This is a genomic window from Paenibacillus sp. FSL K6-2393 (assembly GCF_038002545.1).
Taxonomy (GTDB): Bacteria; Bacillota; Bacilli; order Paenibacillales; family Paenibacillaceae; genus Paenibacillus.
In genome coordinates this window covers 3036708-3060140 of record NZ_JBBOCU010000001.1, presented here as the reverse complement: position 1 = coordinate 3060140, position 23433 = coordinate 3036708, and the positions used below count along the sequence as shown (strand labels likewise).

The 23433-nt window shown below is 42.1% G+C and carries 22 protein-coding genes and 1 pseudogene; 3 read left to right on the top strand and 20 right to left on the bottom strand.

Features of this window, described 5'->3' with window-relative positions; translation table 11 throughout:
* Positions 1-2: 2 nt before the first annotated feature.
* The 7 genes and pseudogenes from MHI14_RS13670 to MHI14_RS13645 all read right to left on the bottom strand — a co-directional run bounded on the left by MHI14_RS13670 (position 3) and on the right by MHI14_RS13645 (position 6357).
* Entirely contained in the window at positions 3-782 is a 780-nt protein-coding gene (locus MHI14_RS13670) for a phosphotransferase (RefSeq protein ID WP_341130529.1), read from the bottom strand.
* A 21-nt stretch (positions 783-803) separates the two neighbouring features.
* Positions 804-2591 (bottom strand): serine hydrolase domain-containing protein, encoded by a 1788-nt coding sequence (locus MHI14_RS13665; RefSeq protein ID WP_341130528.1) that lies wholly within the window; start codon positions 2589-2591, stop codon positions 804-806.
* 28 nt (positions 2592-2619) lie between these two features.
* A pseudogene (locus MHI14_RS31120) lies at positions 2620-2787 on the bottom strand (class I SAM-dependent methyltransferase); the annotation flags it as partial.
* A gap of 706 nt (positions 2788-3493) precedes the next feature.
* Positions 3494-4474, bottom strand: coding sequence for a hypothetical protein (locus MHI14_RS13660; protein ID WP_341130527.1), 981 nt, complete (start codon positions 4472-4474; stop codon positions 3494-3496).
* A gap of 225 nt (positions 4475-4699) precedes the next feature.
* The gene (locus MHI14_RS13655) at positions 4700-4993 is read right to left on the bottom strand and encodes a hypothetical protein (RefSeq protein ID WP_341130526.1); all 294 of its coding nucleotides are present in this window, start codon (positions 4991-4993) and stop codon (positions 4700-4702) included.
* Between the two features lie 2 nt (positions 4994-4995).
* Complete coding sequence (locus MHI14_RS13650) at positions 4996-5199, bottom strand: hypothetical protein (protein WP_341130525.1); 204 nt, start codon at positions 5197-5199, stop codon at positions 4996-4998.
* A gap of 105 nt (positions 5200-5304) precedes the next feature.
* Positions 5305-6357 (bottom strand): hypothetical protein, encoded by a 1053-nt coding sequence (locus MHI14_RS13645; RefSeq protein ID WP_341130524.1) that lies wholly within the window; start codon positions 6355-6357, stop codon positions 5305-5307.
* A 574-nt stretch (positions 6358-6931) separates the two neighbouring features.
* Between MHI14_RS13645 and MHI14_RS13640 the strand changes: the two genes are divergently transcribed.
* Entirely contained in the window at positions 6932-7603 is a 672-nt protein-coding gene (locus MHI14_RS13640) for an SOS response-associated peptidase (RefSeq protein ID WP_341130523.1), read from the top strand.
* 67 nt (positions 7604-7670) lie between these two features.
* Here MHI14_RS13640 and MHI14_RS13635 read toward each other — a convergent pair whose 3' ends face one another.
* Entirely contained in the window at positions 7671-8453 is a 783-nt protein-coding gene (locus tag MHI14_RS13635) for a hypothetical protein (protein WP_341130522.1), read from the bottom strand.
* Positions 8454-8671: 218 nt separating this feature from the next.
* Here MHI14_RS13635 and MHI14_RS13630 point away from each other — a divergent pair, with 218 nt between their 5' ends.
* Together MHI14_RS13630 and MHI14_RS13625 are read left to right on the top strand one after the other, a co-directional pair.
* Complete coding sequence (locus MHI14_RS13630) at positions 8672-9853, top strand: AAA family ATPase (RefSeq protein WP_341130521.1); 1182 nt, start codon at positions 8672-8674, stop codon at positions 9851-9853.
* Positions 9846-10586, top strand: a complete 741-nt coding sequence (locus tag MHI14_RS13625; protein WP_341130520.1) for an HNH endonuclease — start codon at positions 9846-9848, stop codon at positions 10584-10586. The genes MHI14_RS13630 and MHI14_RS13625 overlap by 8 nt, the downstream gene beginning before the upstream one ends.
* Before the next feature lie 13 nt (positions 10587-10599).
* On the opposite strand, the gene MHI14_RS13620 is transcribed toward MHI14_RS13625, so the two are convergent.
* From MHI14_RS13620 to MHI14_RS13565, 12 genes are all read right to left on the bottom strand, one after another.
* Complete coding sequence (locus tag MHI14_RS13620) at positions 10600-10779, bottom strand: hypothetical protein (protein WP_341130519.1); 180 nt, start codon at positions 10777-10779, stop codon at positions 10600-10602.
* 144 nt (positions 10780-10923) lie between these two features.
* Positions 10924-12291 carry a GH25 family lysozyme gene (locus tag MHI14_RS13615; protein WP_341130518.1) on the bottom strand — a complete coding sequence of 456 codons (1368 nt, stop codon included), beginning with the start codon at positions 12289-12291 and terminating at the stop codon, positions 10924-10926.
* Positions 12257-12685 carry a phage holin family protein gene (locus tag MHI14_RS13610; protein WP_341130517.1) on the bottom strand — a complete coding sequence of 143 codons (429 nt, stop codon included), beginning with the start codon at positions 12683-12685 and terminating at the stop codon, positions 12257-12259. The genes MHI14_RS13615 and MHI14_RS13610 overlap by 35 nt, the downstream gene beginning before the upstream one ends.
* Before the next feature lie 162 nt (positions 12686-12847).
* Positions 12848-15727, bottom strand: a complete 2880-nt coding sequence (locus MHI14_RS13605; protein ID WP_341130516.1) for a hypothetical protein — start codon at positions 15725-15727, stop codon at positions 12848-12850.
* Positions 15720-16040 (bottom strand): hypothetical protein, encoded by a 321-nt coding sequence (locus tag MHI14_RS13600; protein WP_341130515.1) that lies wholly within the window; start codon positions 16038-16040, stop codon positions 15720-15722. The genes MHI14_RS13605 and MHI14_RS13600 overlap by 8 nt, the downstream gene beginning before the upstream one ends.
* Positions 16040-16693: a hypothetical protein gene (locus MHI14_RS13595; RefSeq protein WP_341130514.1), complete on the bottom strand. Its 654-nt coding sequence runs from the start codon at positions 16691-16693 to the stop codon at positions 16040-16042. Before MHI14_RS13595 ends, MHI14_RS13600 begins: the two co-directional genes overlap by 1 nt.
* Positions 16690-17514 (bottom strand): baseplate J/gp47 family protein, encoded by an 825-nt coding sequence (locus MHI14_RS13590; protein WP_341130513.1) that lies wholly within the window; start codon positions 17512-17514, stop codon positions 16690-16692. The genes MHI14_RS13595 and MHI14_RS13590 overlap by 4 nt, the downstream gene beginning before the upstream one ends.
* On the bottom strand, positions 17511-17954 hold the full coding sequence (locus tag MHI14_RS13585; protein ID WP_341130512.1) for a DUF2634 domain-containing protein: 444 nt from the start codon (positions 17952-17954) through the stop codon (positions 17511-17513). The genes MHI14_RS13590 and MHI14_RS13585 overlap by 4 nt, the downstream gene beginning before the upstream one ends.
* Positions 17955-17957: 3 nt before the next feature.
* Positions 17958-18281, bottom strand: a complete 324-nt coding sequence (locus MHI14_RS13580) for a hypothetical protein (RefSeq protein WP_341130511.1) — start codon at positions 18279-18281, stop codon at positions 17958-17960.
* Positions 18281-19258, bottom strand: coding sequence for an XkdQ/YqbQ family protein (locus MHI14_RS13575; protein ID WP_341130510.1), 978 nt, complete (start codon positions 19256-19258; stop codon positions 18281-18283). The genes MHI14_RS13580 and MHI14_RS13575 overlap by 1 nt, the downstream gene beginning before the upstream one ends.
* A gap of 11 nt (positions 19259-19269) precedes the next feature.
* Complete coding sequence (locus MHI14_RS13570) at positions 19270-19923, bottom strand: hypothetical protein (RefSeq protein WP_341130509.1); 654 nt, start codon at positions 19921-19923, stop codon at positions 19270-19272.
* Positions 19924-19926: 3 nt separating this feature from the next.
* On the bottom strand, positions 19927-23346 hold the full coding sequence (locus MHI14_RS13565) for a tail tape measure protein (protein WP_341130508.1): 3420 nt from the start codon (positions 23344-23346) through the stop codon (positions 19927-19929).
* Between the last annotated feature and the right edge of the window lie 87 nt (positions 23347-23433).

The following is a 23433-nucleotide window of genomic DNA, read 5'->3' as shown; positions in this document are numbered from 1 at the left end:
GACTAAAAGAAGTTATATATCCCGTCTTCAAAATAATTATATTCTTCATCCGTTATTCTTGACTTTCCATACCCGTTATAAAATATTTCTCTATCTCTTTCATTATCAAACGCATTATGTTTCGGTCTAATGGCTAATGCTACATCATATCTTGGATCGCCATAAGCGGCACCTGCCCAGTCAATAACTCCAACAATATTACAATCATTAACTAGCACATTATCTATAGTAAAATCTCCATGAATGAAAGTGTTCTCTATTGGTTTTGGTCTTCCTTCTTTCAGCTGTTGAAGTAGTTCTTCTGATCCGTCTACAGCAAAGTGAGTTAGATTATATTCTGCTTTATTAAGCATTGTATCTAACCAAGGAGTGTCATTGTTCAATAATTCAACAGGACAAGAGCATTCATGTATTTTCTTTAGACAAAGCCCAAAGTTAAAAATCGCTTTTTCTTTACTCTGGAGGTCAGGCATCTTAGAAAGAAATTCTCTTAAACTTATTCCATCAATATAATCCATCAGAAGCCATCTTGATGTCTCCTCAGTATGAAATAAATATACCTTTGGAACAGGGAGTCCCGTTTGGTAAAGGTATTGAAGCACCTTATATTCATCTAATAACCATTCATTATAAAGATCGTTTTCTGTCTTTTTGATGATGTACTTTTGGTCGAACGTATCCAGAATAGCCACAGTAGAAGTATGACCTTGCTTAGGAAAAGTGATTTTCTGAACTTTCCCTATATATTCTTTTATTTCAATTGGAAGATCCTGAATATTCATGGTTTCATCCTTTCTACTGCTCTAAAAGTACAAATCCCATCCCATAATAAAACCAGCAAATAGGAAAGCAGACATGCCAGACATGATGTATACCGCCTTTTGCTTTTTACTATAGCTTCTTTTCAGCAGTTTGTAGAACAACAAAACAAGATACGCCACAGCTAGAATCACATAAACCAGGTTCAAAATGAGATGGATGCGTAATGAAGAATAGGGGGAAAAGCCTAAGGCGCGCATAAACAATAGGATCGTATTTAAAATTAATGCCAGACTGGCAATATTAATGGCAATATGATATTTATCAAATCCTGTGCCGGGTCTTTCCCAGTTTTTTAATCTGTATTTGGATAACCGAATAAAATAACCAATTATCGCTCTCAAACTGAGTAGGATGGCTACTGGAAGAGCAATACAAGATGCTTTGATCAAGTTTATCGTTAAATTGGATACGGGCAAAAAGTCATTATAAGAAATGGAGACCTTCTCAACTGTTCCGTTACGCTCAACAACATTTGCAAAGTTACTAAGGTCAAATGTTGTATACTTCTGCAGACTTAACATTGAATATGCCTTCGTAAAACCGGAAACAACCCGTCGCGCAGGCAGATAATATCCTCCACTCTCAGATTCAACTGAATTCGTGCTGAAACTACTTCCAAACACCTTCTGGACAAGACCAACGTTATAAGCCATTTCATTTGACTGGTTTGTCATGACCGCGAATCCAAACTTAGACTCCGGATCAAAAACAAATTTACTTGTAAATCCAGCCGTACTTCCAGCGTGTTCCAGTGCAGGCACCCAGTACTCTACTTCAAAGAAACCATGTGCAATACGAGGAGTTGAAGTCCCATCGTAATATAGACTTGTTGACAGCATCTCGTCTAAGGTGTCATTGTTCTCAAATAATAAATTACTACGATCCATAGGCATCAAGGCTGCGAGAAATTTAGCTGCATCCTCTGCTGTGCCAATGGCCCCTGCCGCAGGGTACAAGCTTATGTATGCTCTGTTCTTAGGAATTAGTTTCAGATTCGTAGTGTAACCTTGAATCTCATTTCTTCGTTTCAAGACGTTTAGATTATCATATTGTGATGGGTGAATCGATGTGTCTTTCATGTTCAGTGGTTTAAATATATGTTCGTTGACATATTTGTAAAAGGGTTGTCCGCTTTGCACTTCAACGATGTAGGCGGCCAGAGCAGTACCATAGTTTGAATAAGCAACAACACTCCCAGGTTTATCGATCTGCCTTGGTTCAAATTTTTGTAAAGCTTCACCTAACTCCACAATATCACTCTCGGATGAATACCATAAATCGATCAATCTATCCTCCCATCCTGCGTTATGATGCATAAGGTTCATTAGGGTAATGGGAGCATCGTATTCAAGCTTCTTTAGAAATCCTTCCGGCAAATAGTCCTGAATATCGGTATCCAAATCAAGCTTCCCCTGTTCTACAAGCTGCATAACACTCGTCCAGACCAATAGTTTAGAAGTTGAACCCCATTCAAATACAGTAGAGATGTCTGCCTTTCTCTGTTGCTCAAGATCTGCGTATCCATAGGCCTTATTCACAATGGCCTCACCGTTCTTGATAGCTACAACCGAAACGGCAGCGGTATTCTTCTGATTCGTGGCCACATATGAATCAATCGTTTCCTCTAGAGAAGACAACGCAATTCTGGAGGGTGTTGTCTCCATCTGCTCTACCTCAGCGTGCACAGGTTCCGCACATGTCATAATGATGAATGCAAGTACCAGAACACAAGCGATTACTTTATTAACATAATAATATTTTCGATTCATCTTCATTAGCTATCCCCTTATTGTTCTACTATAGTTTTCGTGCCTTTATCACAAAGGTTACAGGGAGCATTTTTGCTTTATTGGCAAAATCATCATTTTGCAGTTGCATCAATTCATCATCAGATTCCTCAATGAACTGCTCAATGGCAAATCCCGCTTTTGCTAACGCATTTACATAAGTTGATAGTTTACGATCAAAATGCTAAAACAAGTCTCTCCTCTTCTGCAGCAACACATTTGTGGATGACAAAAGTTGTTTTGTTTTTTCAATTTGATTCTCCGATAGATCCGTCCTCCATAAAGCGGAAGTGCTGTCGCTCCTAAAACATCATTTCCTTTTGTATCCCAGGACAGGCTATTGGTTTCATGAATACTACGTTTATCCAAGTCACCTTCCTCCAAACTAAGAGTCAATAAAACAATTCCACATTTTGAGTAATTTACCTTAATTATTTCTATAATAACCCATACTGCAATATTTGCGTAGTACATTTAAAAGCGCATACATTTCTCTACAAATCAAAAAGAACTCTCCCGCAGGAGCGTTCTCCGTGATTGATCCGTGTATCATTAGCCTAAGCGTACATTAGGTCCATCTTGTCATGACTTTCACCTGCATGCGCTTATGTTTGTGAAGGTTTGAAAATTGATATATTACTAGTTTTCTTATTTAACAGGTGTCCATTTTATCCACCCTTATTCGCAGAGATTGTTATTTTTAATGTGATTTTTGTGATATCTCATTTGCTATGTTTGTATTATCTAAAAAAATATACAACAAGAAGAAGTGCCCCAATCAAGATCAGGGCACAATTTATATGTTTGCAGAAATAAACTCCTCAATTTTAATCCGTATGCGTTTCGAGAGTTTAATTTAAGTCTCGTTTGCGTTTGGTTAAAAATTATCCAAATATTTTAATTACTTCATTTAATGCTCTTAGTGGAGGAACATAATCCTGCAGAATATCCATAATCAGTTTTGCGATTAATTCTTCTTTTTTAGCCTCAATTTCTTTCTTGATTTCTTCAAACTTGTCATTCAGGAAATTCTGATTAGGCTCAATTTTTATCTGTAGGTCAGGTAATACTAATTTTGCAATATCCTGAACTGCATTAACGGATAATCGAGCTAACCAAGCTTGTTCAAATTTACTTTCCTGTGTGTCTTTCAGCAGGACAAATACATTAATGTCTGCACTAATTTGTTTACCGTTAAAATCTAAGTGGACTCGCGGCACTCCTTTTAATTCAATTGCTGTAAGGAAGAATAATTTTTCTTTAAGGTATTCTTCACAGAATTCTTCCGCTTTTCCTAATACATCTCTTTTTAGTTTGTTTATATCTAACGCATCTTGTAATTGTTCAATTTGCTGTTTTATTTCTTCAATTTTAGCTATATACGCTTTACCTTTTTCGGTGATTTCCGGTGGAATATGATCTTTAAAGTAATTTAATGCTACTACTACATCTTTTGGATCGAGATTTTTAGCACCGTTGTTGATTGCGTCTAAGATTTTATTTTTGGTATCTTCAACTTCTTTAAGCTTACGTTCCGCTTCCGCTGCGGCTTCTCTAGCCAAACGTTCAACCTCTTCTCTAGCCTTACGTTCCGCTTCCGCTGCGGCTTCTTTAGCCAAACGTTCAGCCTCCGCCGCCACACGTTCAGCCTCTTCTCTAGCCTTACGTTCCGCTTCCGCTGCGGCTTCTCTAAGCCTACGTTCAGCCTCCGCTGCCACACGTTCAGCCTCTTCTCTAGTCTTACGTTCCGCTTCCGCTGCGGCTTCTCTAAGCCTACGTTCAGCCTCTGCCGCCTCTCGTGCAATACGATCAGCGGCTCTACGGGCCTCATCAATAGGGTTAGGTACTCTTATTCTAAATGACATAAAAATACACTCCTTTTAAATAGTTTTTTGCTCGGAATTATTATTTCTTAAAGGATTCTCAATTATGTGAAACAACGGAGGGAACTCTTCCATAAGTCGGAATTCCCCTACCATCGCCGTAAAATCTCGTTGTTGATTGCGTCCATGATTTTATTTCTCAACTTCTTAAACTTACTTTCGGCGTATAAAGGGCTGCTACATTGTTATAATATGGAAAAGTACTCCTTAATATTGAGTCCAGTAGTCAATGTTAGTGTTGTTAGATGGCGCTGGCCTATAATCAACCTTAGGACGTTCCGCCTCGCGTTCCCAACCTTCAAGGATCACTATATTGGCCGTGTCTGACCTGTCTTCCCAATGTATGTATTCCGCAGCCACAAGAACGTCCAGAGCAGCCATAACATCCGGCTTCCCCTTACCAGTCTTAACCGTAAGTTCATGGATCGTTGGTAATCGTCTGCGGCCGCTACTGTAATTAAACAAGATCCTTAGTACTTTCCGTTCGTAATCAGTCAACATGTTTATGCCCCCTGTACTGTCGTCATGATCGGATGACATGCCAGTAAACCGGATTCCTTAAATGTCCGCGGCTGCCCTGACAATAGATCATCAGCTTTGATCATCCCGGATCGTATGCTTTTGACCTGGATACGGCGTTTCGTGATCTTTCCACTTTGATCCTCATAAATTATCTCAACTAACCAACCCAAGTATTTCACTGGCATGTTCATCCCTCCAATAAGAACATTTGTTTGTATTATATGCGAACATACGTTCTTTATACAACGAGAAAAAAAACCCAAAGTAATTGCCCTGGGTTTCAATGTTGTTTAATTATACCTAGCTGAGTTAACCTCATTTTTATTTTCAAAGAGCTCTCCACTATATTCATTATGAATATCGCCTAAAGAATAATTATTTTGATCATCATAAATAATTATTCTTTTGTCATTATTAATTAATAGATTTAAAACGGCATCTACTTCTTCAGAATAAATTTTTTCAAATTCTATATCAAAATCTCTTAAGAAATAGTATAGAACTATTGCATAATTTTTGTAATTATACTCATCATATGTATTTTTATATGGAGGGATAAAAAGAACTTGATCTTTAGTCAAGATACCTGTAGATCCTCCTTTTAACAAAGTACGATTATAGTAAACGTCGGCAATAATTTGCCTAAATTGGATTTGATGCAGTTTGATTTTCTTAAATGGCTTTAAATACCTCGATAGTCTACGTTCTATTGCTTTATTATCACCAAAACAACAAACTATTCCAATTTCACCTGACTGAATTACTATTTGAGCTTGTATGAGGTCATCAGCATAAAAGAAATCTTTATTTTTATCGTTACTAATATGCTTGTGCACTTCAAAAATAAAAATAGAAGCATAATTAGGATCTAAAGCAATGTTTCCCCTAATGCTCTGCATACAATCAAACATTAATTTATGTTCAGAAAGAAATTCTGGAGTTAAGATCGTACCACTTTCTTTATCTTTCCTGTTCCATGATAAAGAGAGGTCTTTATACATAAGACAGTACAGAATCTTCATCAACCATCGATAAATAATTGTGGAATCAAGTTCTCTAATGTGTTCGACCCCTTTAGAAAATGCATTTTTCATCGTGTCTTCTAAATTTGCTAGATAGCCATTATTGCATTCTTTACAACAAGGAACCACTAATTGCCGATATTTTATTAAACTCTTATTCGGAAGTCCCATCGTTTGATCCCAAAGATTATGTTTATGCTGCAGCCATTTGGGGAAAACATGCTCTACAGTACTATTACTTCCGTTTAAGGAAACTCCACACAAAAAACAATGTTGAGAATCAAATGTCATTGTGCTGAACCAAGTCTTCAGTGCATCCATAACTTTCTCTCCAATCATGTATATTTAAGAAGTTACTGTAAATACTACATTAACTTTCAAAATAATTAAACATTTTTTTCAATTCAATAAATATTCTTTGGTTTAACAAATAATTTACATCACATTAAATTACTTATAAATGGAAATTATTTAAATTTTATGTGTATGAGTCAATTTGTTAATATTTCCACATTTAACATAATCACCTTTCCCTCTTATGGGTCCTCTAACTTTGGTATTATTCCATATATTGAAGGCACAGGAGAGGCGCTATACGGTGTTCAACACTGGATACAAAAAGGCGAAGTTCGGCTAGCTGCTATGCCCGATCTGTCCATCAGTCTGCGACCAGCAGGAATAATTGAGCACTGCCCGAATCAAAAGCATAAGCAGGCATTTCGCTGTGTATACCAGCAGCTCGTAACAAGATAAGGATTATGTGTAATTGAAACCAAAGTTACACGCTAGAATGAAGATGAGGAATTGGACAATATTTCGCTTGCTGAGCATACCCGTGTTTGATCAATTTAGTGTGCGATTATATATTGTAAAGACAATATAGGAGGTGTTTTGTATGTGTGGTAGATTTACAATCACTGACCCCTTAGACGCAATAATGGACAGGTATTATGCATCTATAAATGATGGCTTTGAGTACAAGCCTAATTACAATGTAGCGCCTATGCAACACATTCCAACGATTATCGGTAGTAAAAATGGTAATCGATTGGGTTCGCTCCGCTGGGGCCTGGTACCCGTATGGGCTAAGGATGATAAAATAGGAAACAAAATGATTAATGCCCGGGCCGAGACACTGGCAGAGAAACCAGCCTTTAAACGGCTGATTAGTTCTAAGCGTTGTATTATTCCGACAAACGGATTTTACGAGTGGAAGAAAGAAGGATCTGCTAAGCAGCCGATGCGGATTCTAATGAAGGATGACCGCTTGTTCTCGCTTGCCGGACTTTATGATACCTGGACAGATCCAGATGGAAACAAACTGAGTACTTGCACCATTATTACGACCCAACCCAATAATCTCATGGAAGACATCCATAACCGTATGCCGGTTATTCTGCGCCCCGATGATGAGGCTGAATGGCTTGGAAGAGATAATGAAGATCTTGAGTCACTGCTCAGTCTGCTCAAGCCATATCAAGCATCTGAGATGCGAGCTTACGAAGTGCCAAAGGATGTAGGCAATGTGCATAATAACAGTGAAGATCTGATAAAAGAAATCCGATAGGACAAAAAGAGCAGTGAGGTTATCCCTCCTGCTCTTTAATGTGTTATTTAGTAGTGTCAATGTACTATTATTTTTTTAACGCATTATCTCTTTCTTCAAAATTTAATTCCATTAACTTTCTTGCCTTTATGTAATTCTTTTCCGTAGATTCTGAGCCAGATATTAGTTTCTCAATTTCAAAGAGAATCTTTGTTTCTATCATATCAATGCAATTATTTAACGAGCCTGGAGATGCAATGTTAATATCCCTGATTTGATCACCAAGAATGTGATCAACAATGCTAATTAGGTGTTGATCGGTATGCCATTCAGTAATATTGTTCGCTTTCTTATGATTATCAAACTTAATTCGTAGCCTTAGAATAAACCCACGATAGATTCCAAATAGATTATATATATATTCACCCACGTATAATCGATGAATCTCAATTCTCTTATGCTCTCTTTTATACTCATTCATCTCATTCTCATCCAGTTCTTTATAACTAAACAACTTAAAGTAATCTTCATTAGGCTCGTTATATTCTTGAGGCGGTATCGAGGAAAGATACATTCTAACAGGTGATAATCCCTCTCGTAGTTTGATAATATGATTCCAAATTTCTTCAACTGCAACAATTTGTTTTTCTAAAAGTTTTTGATTGTTTGACGAAAGGTTTGAAAAAGCCAATTTAACAGTTTCCTGATTGCTTGTAAGGTTTGCTTTAATGATTTCAAGTTCTTTTTTATAAGTATGGTCCCAACTCATTTGGATTTTACTTTGCACTAACCCACTCAACCACTTTACGATCCCAATTGTAACTATTGATGTCCCACCGATACTAACTAATATTGTCCAAATTGTATTCATAAAAATTATCATCTACCCTTCAATATAATTGCATAGTGGAAATAAAAAAAGACACTGCCAGCATTATGCCAGCAGTGCCCTTTTAACCGATGCCTTCGGATTTGTTTATTATTTTAACCTATTACCACAGTTTTGTAAATTGTTTCAAAATAATCTAGAAACATTTTCTTAGGTCTGATAGACTATTTAAATAATATTTTTTCAGGGAGGGTTAATTAATGAAAATGAAGAGTTTAAGTATTTCAGGCATTGGGGGAATAGAGGATTTGGTTCTCAATTTCAACTCTAATATGAATATCATTTGCGGTCCAAATGGTATTGGTAAAACAACTATTCTCGAATGTATTGCTCAGTCTTTCACATTTAACAGCCTTACTTATGTAAGAAAAAAAGCTGATCATGAAAGAGGGTCATGGGAATTAAGTACTACAGACGGAGAAGTCTACTCTGTTCAAAAAACTAATTTTCACCCTAATGAAGATCAATCAATTCAAGAACCACGCATTGGTTATAAGAAAGCCAAAAACATTATCTACATAAAAACACAACGCTCTTTTGATTATATACAGCTCACTTCAATAACTAGTGATATTCGTGATATAAACGAAGATGAAAGGATGTTGTTAACAGGGATGCCGATAACAGATGCCAAGAACTGGTTTGTAAGTCGTCACCTTTGGTCTGCGCATAATGATGCTCTCACCACTGCCCAAATCCATAATCTTCAAGCTGCAAAATCGATTTTTAATAAGACAGACCCTGGAATATCCTTTTCAAGAGTGAAGGGAGGAACCAACGATATTCTTTTAAAGCAACATGATGGAACCGAAATTTACTTTGAATACTTATCCTCGGGCTATAAAGCCGTCATATTCATTCTTTTGGGTTTAATTAAGGAAATTGAACACAGATTTTCAAATGATAATTTGGAGATAGAGGACTTTGATGGAGTGGTTTTAATTGATGAATTAGACTTACATCTACATCCTCAATGGCAAACTAGCATCCTATCAGTTCTCAACGAAATTTTCCCAAAAGCACAGTTTATTACAACCACTCACAGTGCACACATAATCCAAGCTTCTGATCCCAATCAGATAATTTCATTGGCTAGAAATAACCATGGCTTGGTATATCAGAGGGATTTGGAATCTTCCAATTACGGTTTTAAAGGATGGACTGTTGAAGAAATACTAACAGATGTCATGGGGCTTCAAGAGACTCGCTCTCTACTATTTGTAGAAGCAATGGAACAATTTGAGTTAGCATTAGATAAAGAAAATTTCAATTCTGCACAGAACGCTTATAATGAACTCAATGAAATGCTGCATCCAGAAAACACTCTACGCAAACTTTTAAAAATCCAACTTGCATCATTAGGAAGTGTAATCAATGATTAGGATAAAAAAGTCCTCTCGTCCTCTTGAGTTAACAGATCAATTAGTTTTCGAATTAACTGATGAATATAAAAAAACAGGCAAATCAGTTTGGAAAAAACCTTTCATTGAAGACGCTTTGTTAGAAAGCTCTCATTCTAAATGCGCCTATTGTGAGTGCAAGTTAAACATTGAATCAAAGTATATGGAAGTTGAACATTACCACGATAAAAGTTCCTTTCCAGATCAGGTAGTAGCATGGGATAACCTGTTGCCGAGTTGTAAGAGATGTAATGGGAGAAAACACGGTCATAATACTGTTAAAGACCCTATAATAAACCCAGCTACCATGGACCCCAAAGAACACTTATTAATGAAATATTATAGACTACATGCAAAAACAATCGTTGGTAAGGAAACAATTGAAGTTCTGATGCTTAACGACACAAGCAAGGTCGTGAAAAAACGCTTTGAAATATCTCAACTTGTCCATGAGAAGATTGAAGAGCTCTGTGAGAAGTGTAAAACTTTCTCATCTGGAGAAAAAACTACAAGACTCCGAAATAGGATTGTTCAAACAACAAAAAACATCTTAGAGGAAGCTTCACCCCAAGCTGAATATGCAGCATCAGTAGCAACTGATATTATGTGTGATAGTAATTTTACAGAAGTCGTTGATATTCTTAAATCTGAAGGACTCTGGGATCAGGAATTAGATAATTTATTCAAAGTGGCTAGCACCCTCTCACTACTTTAACAGCAAAAGGCCACTACTTGAGTGGCCTTTTGCTGTATTCTAATCCTCCAATAGAAACGTATTGATCCTCAAACTCATTTTTTAAAATAACCTTATCTGTCTCTGGTTCTGCACTTGAACGTATCATAACATACTTATTATTCGGGGAAACCGATACTAACGTATATGTTACATCCTCTTCTTTTTCGCCCACAGTGACACCTCCAATTAATTATATTTATTACCAGAATCACTTGATATAGAACCTATAGATCACTATACCGATTCTAAAAACAGACGAAGACAATCTTTCGGATGAAAAAAGTCTGATTTTAGTCGATAATAAGACTGTATTAATCTACTCCGATTCTATTTTTCGGAGACTCTCACCAAGCTCCTTCACATCACCGTTAACCCCCGCAATCAGTTTCAGGATATTTTTCCTGAGTCTATTTATCACGATTGCGGATTCCTCTCGTGTAATCACCGCTCCTGGACGTGTCCCGTCAAAATACCCATTGGCTGTAACCTCTGCCCATGCCGCTTCTGCCCACTTGCTCGGCACATTGATATCCCTTACCGTCACTGGCTTGTCCTCCTTAACGGGCGTTTGCCCATAATAGTTGATTAAGTATTGTGTCGGCTCCACAACGCCCGCTTCGGTGGCAGTGTAACCAAACTGAGGTGTGTAAGCTTTACGCACTTCATAATGAAGGTGTGCCCCACTACTGATGCCGGTACTGCCTTGCTTACCGATCAGTTGACCACGTTTGACTTGTTGGCCAACTTTGACGCCTGCAGATAAAAGATGGGCATAGACATGCAAATAAGCCTTGTCATCTTTGATGGCCACAACAATCCCATAATTACCGAAGCCGGATCCAGACACGCCCATTTTAGCGTGAATGACCTCTCCAGCTTCAAAAGCATAGATGGGTCCATCCTCAGGTGTGACAACGAGATCCACACCCCTATGAAACTTCTTCTCTCCTGACACCGGATGTGTCCGCATTCCGAACGGACTTGTGAGCCGGTATCCTTCAAATGGATTACTCATGTTTGGCTCCCTTCCATATCGTTTCTTGAGATCCGCTAACGATCCATTGAACTCATTCAGATCCACGTTGCCGGCAATGCCTGGTATTTTGCCTGAATCGCTATATTGCCATATGGTCCAGGTCTTCCATGCGGGCTGATCATCCGGGACACGAGTGTTACTATAACGTGCAATCCAAAGATCATAATCGGAAAGGCCAGTATCAAAATTGCTTGCGAATGAGTTGCCCGTATAGAAGATCGGTTTGATCCCTGTCAGCCGCTCCAGTTCAGTCAAGAAAGCTTTGGCCACAATGTTTATCTGTGCCTTGCTGATCCCTTCAGGATTGTTCTCATAGTCCATCACAGGCGGTAACTGCAATGCTTTGGCCCCACCGATCTCCTCGAGGGATTTTGCATAATGAGCTGCCTCGGCTTTTGCTGCAGCTGCTCTTGTAGCCTTCAGGAAGTGATACGTACCAACCAGCAACCCCGCCGACAACGCCCCCTTAACGTTGGCCGTGAAATTCGGATCAGTGTATGTCTGACCTTCAGTAGCTTTGATAAATACGAATTCCCGCTTGTCTGCCTTCACCTGAAGCCAATCAATCTTGCCCTGGTAACGGGAAACATCGATGCCTTGTACATTGTTCTCCTTACGTGCTTGCACCTGTACCAGCTCCTTTATCATTGTCGTTACCTCCTTTACCCTTCAGCACTTCGATTGCTTGCTTGATCACAGACGGAATAGGTGCACCCATTTTCCCACCATTTTCAGTGATTGAAAGTAGCTCATTAGCAATGTAGAAAAACGCTACCGTATCCCTGAATAAGTGTCCATCACCAAGAATGCCATCCACTAAGTGTCCCACCGCTACCATGGCAAAAATAAAGACCTTACGGGCGATCCCGATAAGGCCAATTTTGCTTTTTAAGCCTCCAATAGATCCGGCAGCTACAACACCCGTCAAATAATCCAAAATAACGAAGAACAGTAATACTCCCAACACTCCAGACCAACCCCCAAATAAATAAGACACTAACCAGCTCCCTAAGGCCAGAACCCATTTCCCTACGTTCTCCAAAATCATATCCCCCATCAAATTAATGTAAATGACCCTTTTATAAATCATAAGGGCATAAAAATAGCGCCTAATTTGGCGCACAATCTTTGTATACTTTTTTCACTTAAAGCTCAAAAATGTAAAAGCATTCAAAATGGCCTTGACCCTCTTTTATCTGAGAGTTTAGTTGCCTCGAATAAGGTTGTATACATCCTTGTCAACAGTGCCTGATGTCATGTAGTTAACATCTGAGGTCGCCTGGAAGGCTAAGATCACACCCCCGCCTGCTGCTACCAATCCAACGTTCGTACCGGACGAACTTGCCTTCGTTCTTGCAGACCAAGCATCTCCGTTGTGCGACACAGCGAACGTAGGGCCCTGAGAAGCAGAAGAACTTGCAATGAATAGCCCTTGGTAGAAGATAATGTCCGTGAAGCTTCTGTTTGTGGAGTTAAACCCTCCAGCACCGCTCATCATCACGTACTTCCAGGTCAAGCCATTGTCCGTAGACACTAGAGCTTCTCCTCGCTTGTTCATGTCAGTAGTGCCGTCTTCATTATTCACAATAGTAGGAGACATCGTTACGATTACGAACCGCCCATTTCCATAGGCTACCCCTCTCATACGTCCACCGTTAATCTTGAGTGTTTTTGTCCATTTAGTAATATCTGATGTGAAGTATACATCCGACTCAGTAATTACAACTAAACCTGCAGGACCATAAGCAGCCTCTACAACGCTGGAGGAAAGTCCAGGGATGTTTCCTTTTAAAGTCCATGATGTGCCGTTTGGCGTGGTGTATACCAATCCACTTCTCGTAATACACATGAACTCCGTACCTGTCCAAGTGGCTGTTACAAACTCAGTACTTGCAGCAATTACGGAGGGAGAAACAGTTGACCACGAGAGACCGCCATTGGTACTATATGCTGCAGCGAAGCTCTGTGAAGATCCATTTCCAACTGCCAAGAACAGACCAGCGTCGTTGTATGCCACTGCAGAGAAGTCGACGTTAGGTGCTGAGACAAAGGAGAAGGAGTTACCTACATCAGTAGATATCAACACTGTACCTGTATTGCCAGATGCTCTCCCTACTGCAACAAACCTCCCCTTCCCAAAGACCACCGCCATAACCGTTCGTGCAGGTGATCCATAGTTACGAGCGATCCAGTCCGTCGCAGCTAAGTTCCTAGGGATTCGAGCAATGTTGCTAACCATTACGTCAAACCCAACAGAAGTAGGTGTCGTGACTAGCTGATTGCTTAAAGTAGAGGAGAAGGTCGATCTGAGATCAGACAGATTATTAACCATCCAGTCGAACGCCTTTACAGGGTCCATAGTACCAGTGAATGCCCCGGCCTTACCTGAAGTATAATAATAAAGGAACAATCCCGGTGAGTGCACGAAGGTCATAAATGCTGTAGCAGCTGTTTCGGTATACCAAGCACGCTTCCAATTAAAACCATCCTCTGAGGTAAATACTGAAGCACGATTGGCATTGGCAGGATTTCGCGAGTTACCGACGACCATGTAGACACCTTCAGCATAAATTGCCTTACCTGCTGAGATACCTGTGATACTGATACCGTGGAAGCTACGGCTCCATTGAATACCGTTTTGAGACTTGTAAATCTCTGTTGCAGTAATACCAATCCAACCCTGGTCACCATATGCAAACGCTGTGATGAAGGTAAAGCTCCCCACATCAGAAGTTGCACTATACCAGTTAATTCCATCATCTGAATAGAGTAGCTTATTCAGAACATCTGTTGTGTCAACCATAGTAAGGAATGTTCCGTTCCCTCCATGCAAACCTCGAGAACCTTCTTCACCTACACCTACAATGCTGTTCTCGTGGAAGCTCCACGAAACACCATCTATAGATGTCAATGTGGAGACACCATCCATGATACAGTAACGGCCATTCGTATATGCAGCAGCGGTCCAAGGAATCTGGCTGATAATAGTATCACTAGGGAATCCAGAAATCTGCGTCCAGTTCAGTCCGTTGTTCGAAGTGAAAATGTTCTTCCCGTAACCAACTGCTACGAACTGAAGATCTGAGAAAAGGATGTCGACGAAGCCACTGTTAACAAAACCTGCAGGCAATATAGCTGGCCTCCAAGATAGGCCGTTATTTGAAAACTGCAGCTCTCCTGCAGTACTCCCTATAGCCACATATACACCATTACCAGAGATTACATGAGTAAGTACGCCAGGAGCATAGTCCATAGGTCCAATCTGTCTCCACTCCTTAAGGAGAGTAGAGGTAGACAGTTTCGTAATGTTGTTTGCCATTACAGAGAAAGAAGCAGAAACCAATGTTGTTTGTCCCATGTCAGTAATCGCATTGGCCAAAACTTCCTTACCGTTACTGACAGATGTAAAAAGCTCATTAATTGCTAGAACAGCATTTCCTTTAGCATTTGTTTTGAGGTCAGTAAGTGGACCTATCCGTTCATCTGTGTAGTTTTTTGCATTTCTTTCGGCACTACTTGTTTTCGTGATAATGTCAGTTTCCACACTTGCAATCCGCTTTCGAAGTTCTTCTATGTTCAGATTTACTCGACGATCCTCGGAAGAAATAACACCGCTGGTGTCTGTGGAAACATAAAAAAGCGACAAGCCTGCCTTGGCTGTCGCTTGCGAAGTAGTCTTGTTGACTACCCCATTATTGTCCACATATACATATTGACCTTGAGTGGGATTCAATGCCATCTCTCCAGCAGTAACCTCATATCGTCGCCCACCGACGTAAGCTACCCCCGTTGTCCATGTCACTTTTAACCCTTGGGCACTACAAGACAACCCCATCACGCCGTTTATTACAGCAACAAAGTTCCCGGCTGTCTCTTTGCCCAGCTTTTCTACAAGCGTGTGGGCTGCCTCAATCCCTCCTTCCATGGTATTCAATCTTGATGAGGTAATGCGCGTTCCTTCTTGAACTAGATCAAACAAAGGACGACCAGTCTGTGGATCAGTCTTTTGTTTTCCGGTTGATTGATCCATAATCGGCTTGGTCAAATCAGGAATTTCATCCTTCCATTCTTGTTTATTATACAATTGCCTTCGCCTCCAATTTGATACTGAACTCAAATCCGATTAAAAATCCCCGATCGTTCTTAATGATGTTCAAAGCCCGATTCGCCAATGTCCTTCCTTGATTATCCATAAGTGATGCACCAAGGATCTGTTTACCTACTATTTCTGTATCTTTCAAATAGATGTACTTGAGGATCGTTCGTCCAGAAATAACAGTGTTGTAGATGGGGTATTGAATCAACTCACCACCCACATTGACAAGCGCGTGATCAAAATGTGAATTTGCATCAGTTACTGCATAATCAAGCATTAATGGTTGAATAACTTCTGCCATTACAGTGCCCCTCCTTTCATTGGTAATTCCAATCCTGTTATCGGACTGTCAATCCGAGCATGCATCGCGGTAGTAACGATTGTAATACTTTGAGAAACCAAACTCCCACTTACCCCCAATTCTAGGGGCATTTCCAGACCACAAATCGGAAAATCTACCGCATGATGATAGACATTTCCATCGAGTGTGATCCCTGTGGTCGTCGTCTTTATCACGGGAACAGCTCGGTTAATATGAACAGGTCGAATGTATTCAAAATCTGTAAATAGCCCCTCCATGTTGATAGACGAGCTACTGTCATACTCGAAGTGGATCTCTTTGGTCAAGAACTCTTCCGTCACTTTCAAAAGTTTTCCATATTGCGAACCGATCTGTCGTAGAATAGGCAGCTTGAACGGCTTTTTGGCCAGGCGCTTCCTTCGGATCGATTCTCGACGGTTAGCCAATGAACCTACCTGTTCCGTCCGGAAGTAGATCCATTCCCACAGATTCAAGCCCCAGGTTGACCGCTGCAGTAAAAATTGATTCACGAGTTCGCTCATTTTCTCTGATCGCAGATCAATTTCTTCTTCCATCACACCAAAGTGCCAGCCTGCTACCTCGTTCTCATACCAGTACGGCGCAAGTACCTCGCGGTACCGAACGGGAATCATAACAGCATCACCTCAACCTGCAGGAATGAGACAGGCGGCACATAAATGTCCTCAACGTCATCATTCAGGGTAAAGTTACTGTAATTCTCCACGCCTGGTACGAGCAGGAGAGCCGCGATATAGTTGTACAACAACTTATTGCGACCGTTGGCGTACGCGGTCACACGCTGACGGATCAGTTCGGTCAGCTGTTGCAGGTCTTCAGTTGTTTCCAACGTGGCCTTAACGGTAACAAGGAAAATCGGAGCGGGATGCACAGCCAAGTCATGGCCAGCAATACGATAGTCCTCCCACATTAAGGTTTTGACTGTCTCCGCAAATTCGGCTATGATCGGCTGGCCTTTCATGTCTGTCAAATACAGATCAATGGAATTGTCATGACGTTCCTTTTCGACTGCAACGGCCCCACCTACGCCCTGAATCTCCTTGGCCCACAACTCATAGTCCTTGCGACGTCCATTCCCTTCCTCGGTAAAGGCCCGGTCAAGAATCCGCAATCGGTAATCATCGTTGGATTCACCATCTTTCCTGACCATCCCATCAGCCCATCCATGAGCATCCAAGAATTCATCATCTGCCCAGATTGGTGTCGATTGCAACACGCCATAACCCCACAATTCCTGTTGCTCGGCCAGCTCCTGAGCAATCGGATACCAAAGGTCGTAAAAGTATTCCCCCTCACCCACAGGAGGCGGTGGCAGCCCTCTTTCGTTGGCCATCGTAATAGCCCGGTTGACCCATCGTTGATAAATCATATCTGGGGTTTCTTCAAGTACAGGGACAACAGGGAATTTAGGCAAATCATTAATCGTTAAGCTCATGTATCGATCACCTCATTCAATTCAGCCACGCCTACAAGACCCGTAATTTGGATGGTCAGATCCATGCCCCGATCAACTCGTGTCATTGACGTAACCTCGGCTTGCTCTATCTCCGGGTGAGCGGTCAACGCTTCTTCAATATCTCGGATAATTTCAGTGTCTTCCCAACCTGGCCACTCAGATTTTTCAACGCCCATGTCAGCGCCGTATACAACATATTGGAATCGCTCGGTGCAAAGGATCTTCATGGCGGTTTCAACAAGAAATTCCTCATAACTGGTTGTCCGGACTGGACGCCCCGACTCATCCAGGACAGCCCTGCGGTTACGGTAATCTATTTTGTATGTCCATTTAGTCGCTGAAGGGATGTTATCCATCAGGTCTGTGACATCGACCTCTTCCAACTCTATTTCAGGGAATAACGTTTCATCTTCTTCCATGGGTCAACGCTCCTTTCCCAACACGTAATAACGTTGTCCTGTCATACGCGATACCAGGAGTCGATCACCCACCTGCAGGGGACTTGGAATGATTATTTTGCCTTTCAATACCGAAGGTTCTGGTTCCAAGACATCAAAGGTGACTTCAATTTCTTGTTCCTGCAGATAATCCGCAAAAACTAAACTTGCCGACTCATAGGGATGAGGATCTCCATCCACCTCAATCTTGGCAGTTGGCCAGCTTAGAAGGGTAGCACGTTCGGTATCCCGTGCATCGATGTGCCCCGCCACTTTCTCTTTTAAAAGCTTGATAGCATCAACCATCATCACGCTTCCCTCCTTTCCAAAACCATCTTGACCGTGAATATCCCATTACTCCAGCTTGTGTCGGCACTCTCCACGATCCATTTAGTGACGACGGTTGTCTTGATCAGCACCCACCCAGCCCGTAGTCCCGACAAAGTATGATCCTCATGACGAACAGTGATCTTCTTATTCTGCTTGGGCTTGGCCATCGCCTTCAACCTTTGAGTTGCAACTGTCGACGGGTTCTCTTCTTCTTCAACTTCGATGATTTCTTCCATACGTCCAAAAGTCTTTAATGCGCTAGCATCAATTTTAGTGACAGATGCTGATAGTTTGTCATCCTTGTACTTCTGGGCTGTGACAACGGTGTAAGTGTCTTCCATGTTGTATCCTGCGCTGCTGGCTTCCATTTGCTCGGGAACAAAAATGGGTACCCGCTCGTTTGTCCCTTCACGAACGACCTGCAGGTAAAAATTTGTTTCCGTCCGGATAGCATCCACATGATACCGGTAGCCGCTACGCTCATATGCTTTTTGGAGCACATCCAGGATGATTTCGGAATGTGCCATAGTGCCATATCTTTCATCCAGGTTAAAGCCGAGTTTAGGACAACGGAAATCAACACCCGTCGTCTGAATGTATTTCTGTAGCTCAGCCCCTGCTTCACCCTTCAGATATGGTCGCACACCTTTATTCTTCGCAAGGTACCATCCAATCTCACGGGCTTTGATTTCCCAAGCCCGTGTAAATTCATCTTGTTCATAGTCAATGATTGGACCATGAAAGAACTGATTTTTGTGATGAAGGAGTGCCTTGCCGATCCGGTGGGAAAAGCACATCAGCATACCGGCCACACTAACCGTAGGGATATCACGCAGCCGCACAGTCATGCTTCGCGCGATTTCGCCCCTTTGGGATGACCAAGAAATGTCGGTTATAGCAGGAGTCAAGGCAGACCTGGCATCCTGTTTACCGTATATGACTGCAAATTTATCCATGACTGCCCTCCTTACTTCGCTTTGTTTACCGCTGCAGATATTTTGTTTTTTTGCCCTCTATAGTCAAATGCACCTGTTGCATTATCGGCAGCATCTTTGGCAGCAGCAGTACTTTTCTTTTTATCCTCTGACTTCTTCTTATCTTTAGACTTCTTTGTCTTATCCTTTTTGTCTTTCTTGCTGGTCGTGTTGGGCCTACTCTTACTAGATTTAGTGATGATCACGCCAGGCTTCAGGAGTTGCTTCGTGTTACTATATGAAATGATTTTGACAGGTTTATGCTCTACCAAGCTTATTGTGATGTGAATATTACCTTGGCCATCTTTATAAACGATCTCCATGTTCTCAATCAACATAGTCTGAGAAAATAATTCTTCAAAGTTGATCACGACCGGCTTAGGCTTCCACTTCTCCAGCAGTTGCCACGTGGTTTCTGGCCGTTTGTAAGTGACGGTCTGTTTCTTGTCCGTTTCCCACAGTTCGCGCCACTCGCGGGGCAAAATTGCCGTAAAAGAAACCCGCTGCAACTTGGCAGTGGGTTTCCCTGTCCGCTCTTGTCCGGTAATGACGTTAAAAGTGTCCACGTCATTACCGGTTGTAATTTTTACCTCTGCTGGAGTGATCGGGAAGGTCAACCGAATCGCTCCTTGAGACATTGCAAGCATGAGTTAACCCCCCGTCTCCAATGCTTTGTATATTTCTTCACCTGCTACATCACGGATCAGTGCGCGCCCCTCAGGGCTTGTAAGAGCCTTGGCAAAGGATTGGAAGTCTGTTATGCCCGCTGCAATCCCTCCGAGATCGATAGTGACATTGCCTATCGTTACAGACTTGCTTCCACTGGTTACTTGCGCAGAAAACGGAGTCGTCCGGACGGGAATGGCACTGCCGGACAAATTCGGACCTTCAATGCCATCCACACCGTCCCGCATTGTCCCAGCAATCTGGTTCATGCGTTCTCGAATCGAATCTGGCCGTAATCCATCCGAAAACATGGATACGAAGTTTCCCGCCCATCGATCTGACTTACTGGCAGGGCCTTCTTTGGTCGGGGAACTAAAACCAAGGTAATCCTTGATCACACCTGCAGCTTTGGAAACGATACTTGTCAATGTCGGGAATTTACTTTGCATTCCCGCTGCCATCATACTGATCAGATTGCTACCCCAGGTGCTTCCTTTGCTTGATACAGTAGACAGCGATTCAAGATGTTGTCGAGTAAGATCAATTGCACTTTTGGCGGATGAGCTCACACCACTAAAACTCAAAGCAGCTTGGCCGTTGCCACTGATAATATCCCTGGTGCTATTCTTCGTAGTAACTCCCAGATCTTTGGCTTTCTGTTCGGTTTCCTTGGTTGCTGTCCCAACAGCCTTGACATTACTCTCAGCTTCTTTGGACTCAGAACCCTTGAACATACCCACTAACTTATCCTTAATATGATCTGCGGCTTGAGTGATGCCGCTCTCGTTCATTGCATCTGTAAGGCCTTGCTTCAGTCCACTTTTCTGAACATTAGAAACGACACTTTCCATCGTTTCCTTGATTTTTTGCTCGCCTTCCTTGGTTGTAGAAGCCGTTGTAGTGACAAATGCTTCTTTGGGTAACTGAGGCATAACCGGCTTAGGCTCTTCTTTTGGACCAAAACCCATCCAACCCTTGATAGAGTCTGTAAGAGATGAAACACCATCCACGATGTCACGAGTAATACCGCTTGAATCAGCAAGTGCGCCGAGCTTCTCGCCTGCCCAGTTCCCAAAGTAAGCACCTGCAGCAGTTCCGAGCGGACCGGCTAACGATCCGACAATACCACCCAACGTACCTCCAATGGCACCACCAGCAACTGAACCACCTGACGAAGAGATGGCTTCCTTCCAACCGGTTTCCTTGGCAGTCTGATATAAATCATATGCTCCAAAACCCAAGGATGTAGCGGCCCCGATGATCCCGCCAGCTTTCAGCATTTTCGCATTCGATTTGAGGAAATTGCCTATCTTTCCCCCGTTTGGCACGTCAGGAGTTGGTGGAGGGGTTGGCGGATTTGGTCGACGCACACGATATGGATTTTCACGCGTCCCGCGTCTGTTCGGGTCACGTGTATCAGGAGGATTGTTTCTATTACGGTTATGGTTTCCCCCTGAACCTCGGTTATTCCCGCCGCCACCTCTTCCACGATTTCGACCATTACCTCTACCACCAGATGAAGATCCATACACATTCACCCGATTTGCATTAATCGTCATCGTGGATGAGCTACGAACTCCACCCAACGGGTTACCTGAGCTGTTTCGATTACGACCTAAGTCACCCCTGATTCGACGGTCACCTACTTGATTACGGATACGATTAGCACGTTCGGCAGGTGTTTCCTCCGTTGGTCCAGGTGTTGGTCCGGATGATCTGCCCCGAATGCGATCCCAGCCGTTTTTCAGCCCTTGACCCGCACCGGAAACGATATTCTTACCTTTTTGTCCTACCCATCCAGCAGCTCCAGCAAGATCTGAATTAAGTTGACGCACTCCCTGACCGAAAGAAACCAGTCCTTTTACCACAAGCACACTAGCCAAACCAATCAAAGCACCATTGATTAATCCTGTATTTTCTTTATAAACACTGGTCACTTTCGTAATGGCGTTTGCGACTCCCACTCCAAAAGCTTCAATGCTATCTTTGTTTTCAGTGATTAAGGTGTTAAATTCTTCGAGCGCCGGCAATGAAGCCTGCATGATGTTTCCGCCGATATCTTGCATTTGAATTTGCATTTGATTTCGAACTTGTAGGTATTCAGTCATTGGATCAGCTGCCTGTTGAGTTGCAACCAACCGATCTGTTGTTCCAGACATATCGGGCGCTTTTTGGAAGGGTAGGCCATACGTACTCAAAATTGAATCTGAATTGTCCTCGGCAGCAGCTGCACCAAGAGTTACAAGCGATTGTTTTAAATCACTTCGACTTTGACTGGCTAAATCAGCAACTAATGCCGCTATAGCTCCCTGTGCTTTTTGCTTATCCCCTGAGTTAATGTCTTCTGTAAATGCTTGAGCTTGACTAGCTGCATCTTTTTTACCTGAACCCCTGCTAACGAAATAATTAGCCATGTCATCAGCATTCAGGGCTTTTACTCCAAATGTTTCTTTAAAGAAATCACCTGGCTTGTCGAAATTGAAGGCCCCACCTTGGACTGTTTTTGATAAAAAATTACTCATCTGAGCAGAATCCGTCCCACTACTAGCAAAATAAGGACTATACTCCCAGAATGTATCGAACAAGTCCTGCTGACGATCGCCCACACTTTGATAGGCATACATCATGCTATCTGCGATTTGGGTAGGCGTCTCCTTAAATGCATTACTTGCTTGAGCTAACGCACGATTGATCTCCTCGGGCCCGGAATCAGGACGAATGTATTGAATCTTTGATGAAGCCGTTACTGCTTCCCCGATCATGGATTTATCAGGAAACATTGGTGCGATGTCAGCCAAGTTTCTTGCACCAGTTGCGCGATCTGAAACAATCGCTTGAGAAACGAGATCATCATTTATTGCGAGTGCTTTCTGTCGTTCCTGAGCAGGCATATAAGGTGCGCTGCGCGCTGCTTCCGAGTAATAGTCTGTTACACCACCAAACAGCGTATCTGACACGCCGCCACCGAGTACAAGCCCACCAGCTACAGTCGCCAGTGCTGCTATCTTTGCAGAAATGCCATCTACTAATGGGCTAATCTCATCATTTGCTCTCAGTCGAACGTGAGCATCTCTTATCCCGCGGATCTCCGCATCAGCACGGCTAGCAGAGCGCCTTAAATCATCGGCCCCAGCTCGCGAACGACGAAAAATATCATCCAGTTGAACACGATTGAAATCTCGTACTTCATCGGCCGCACCATGTATTCGTCTACCCAAATCATCAGCTGCATCTCTAGCCCTGCGGCTGCTGGAAACTATATCATCGCCCATGCTACCCGCAATGCGTCGAAACTCTCTCACGTCATCTGTGGCTCTTTGGATCAAACTGCGCATATTTCGCACAGCACCAGATATTAAATCTCTAGCTTCAAATGGCACTGTCACCCGGTTAGCCATTGCCATAGTATGCACCCCCTTCCCGGCCTATTTTTTGTTAAGCTTCTTCACCTCTTCCTCAGCCAGCATCGATGCGGCAAGACAGAAATGATA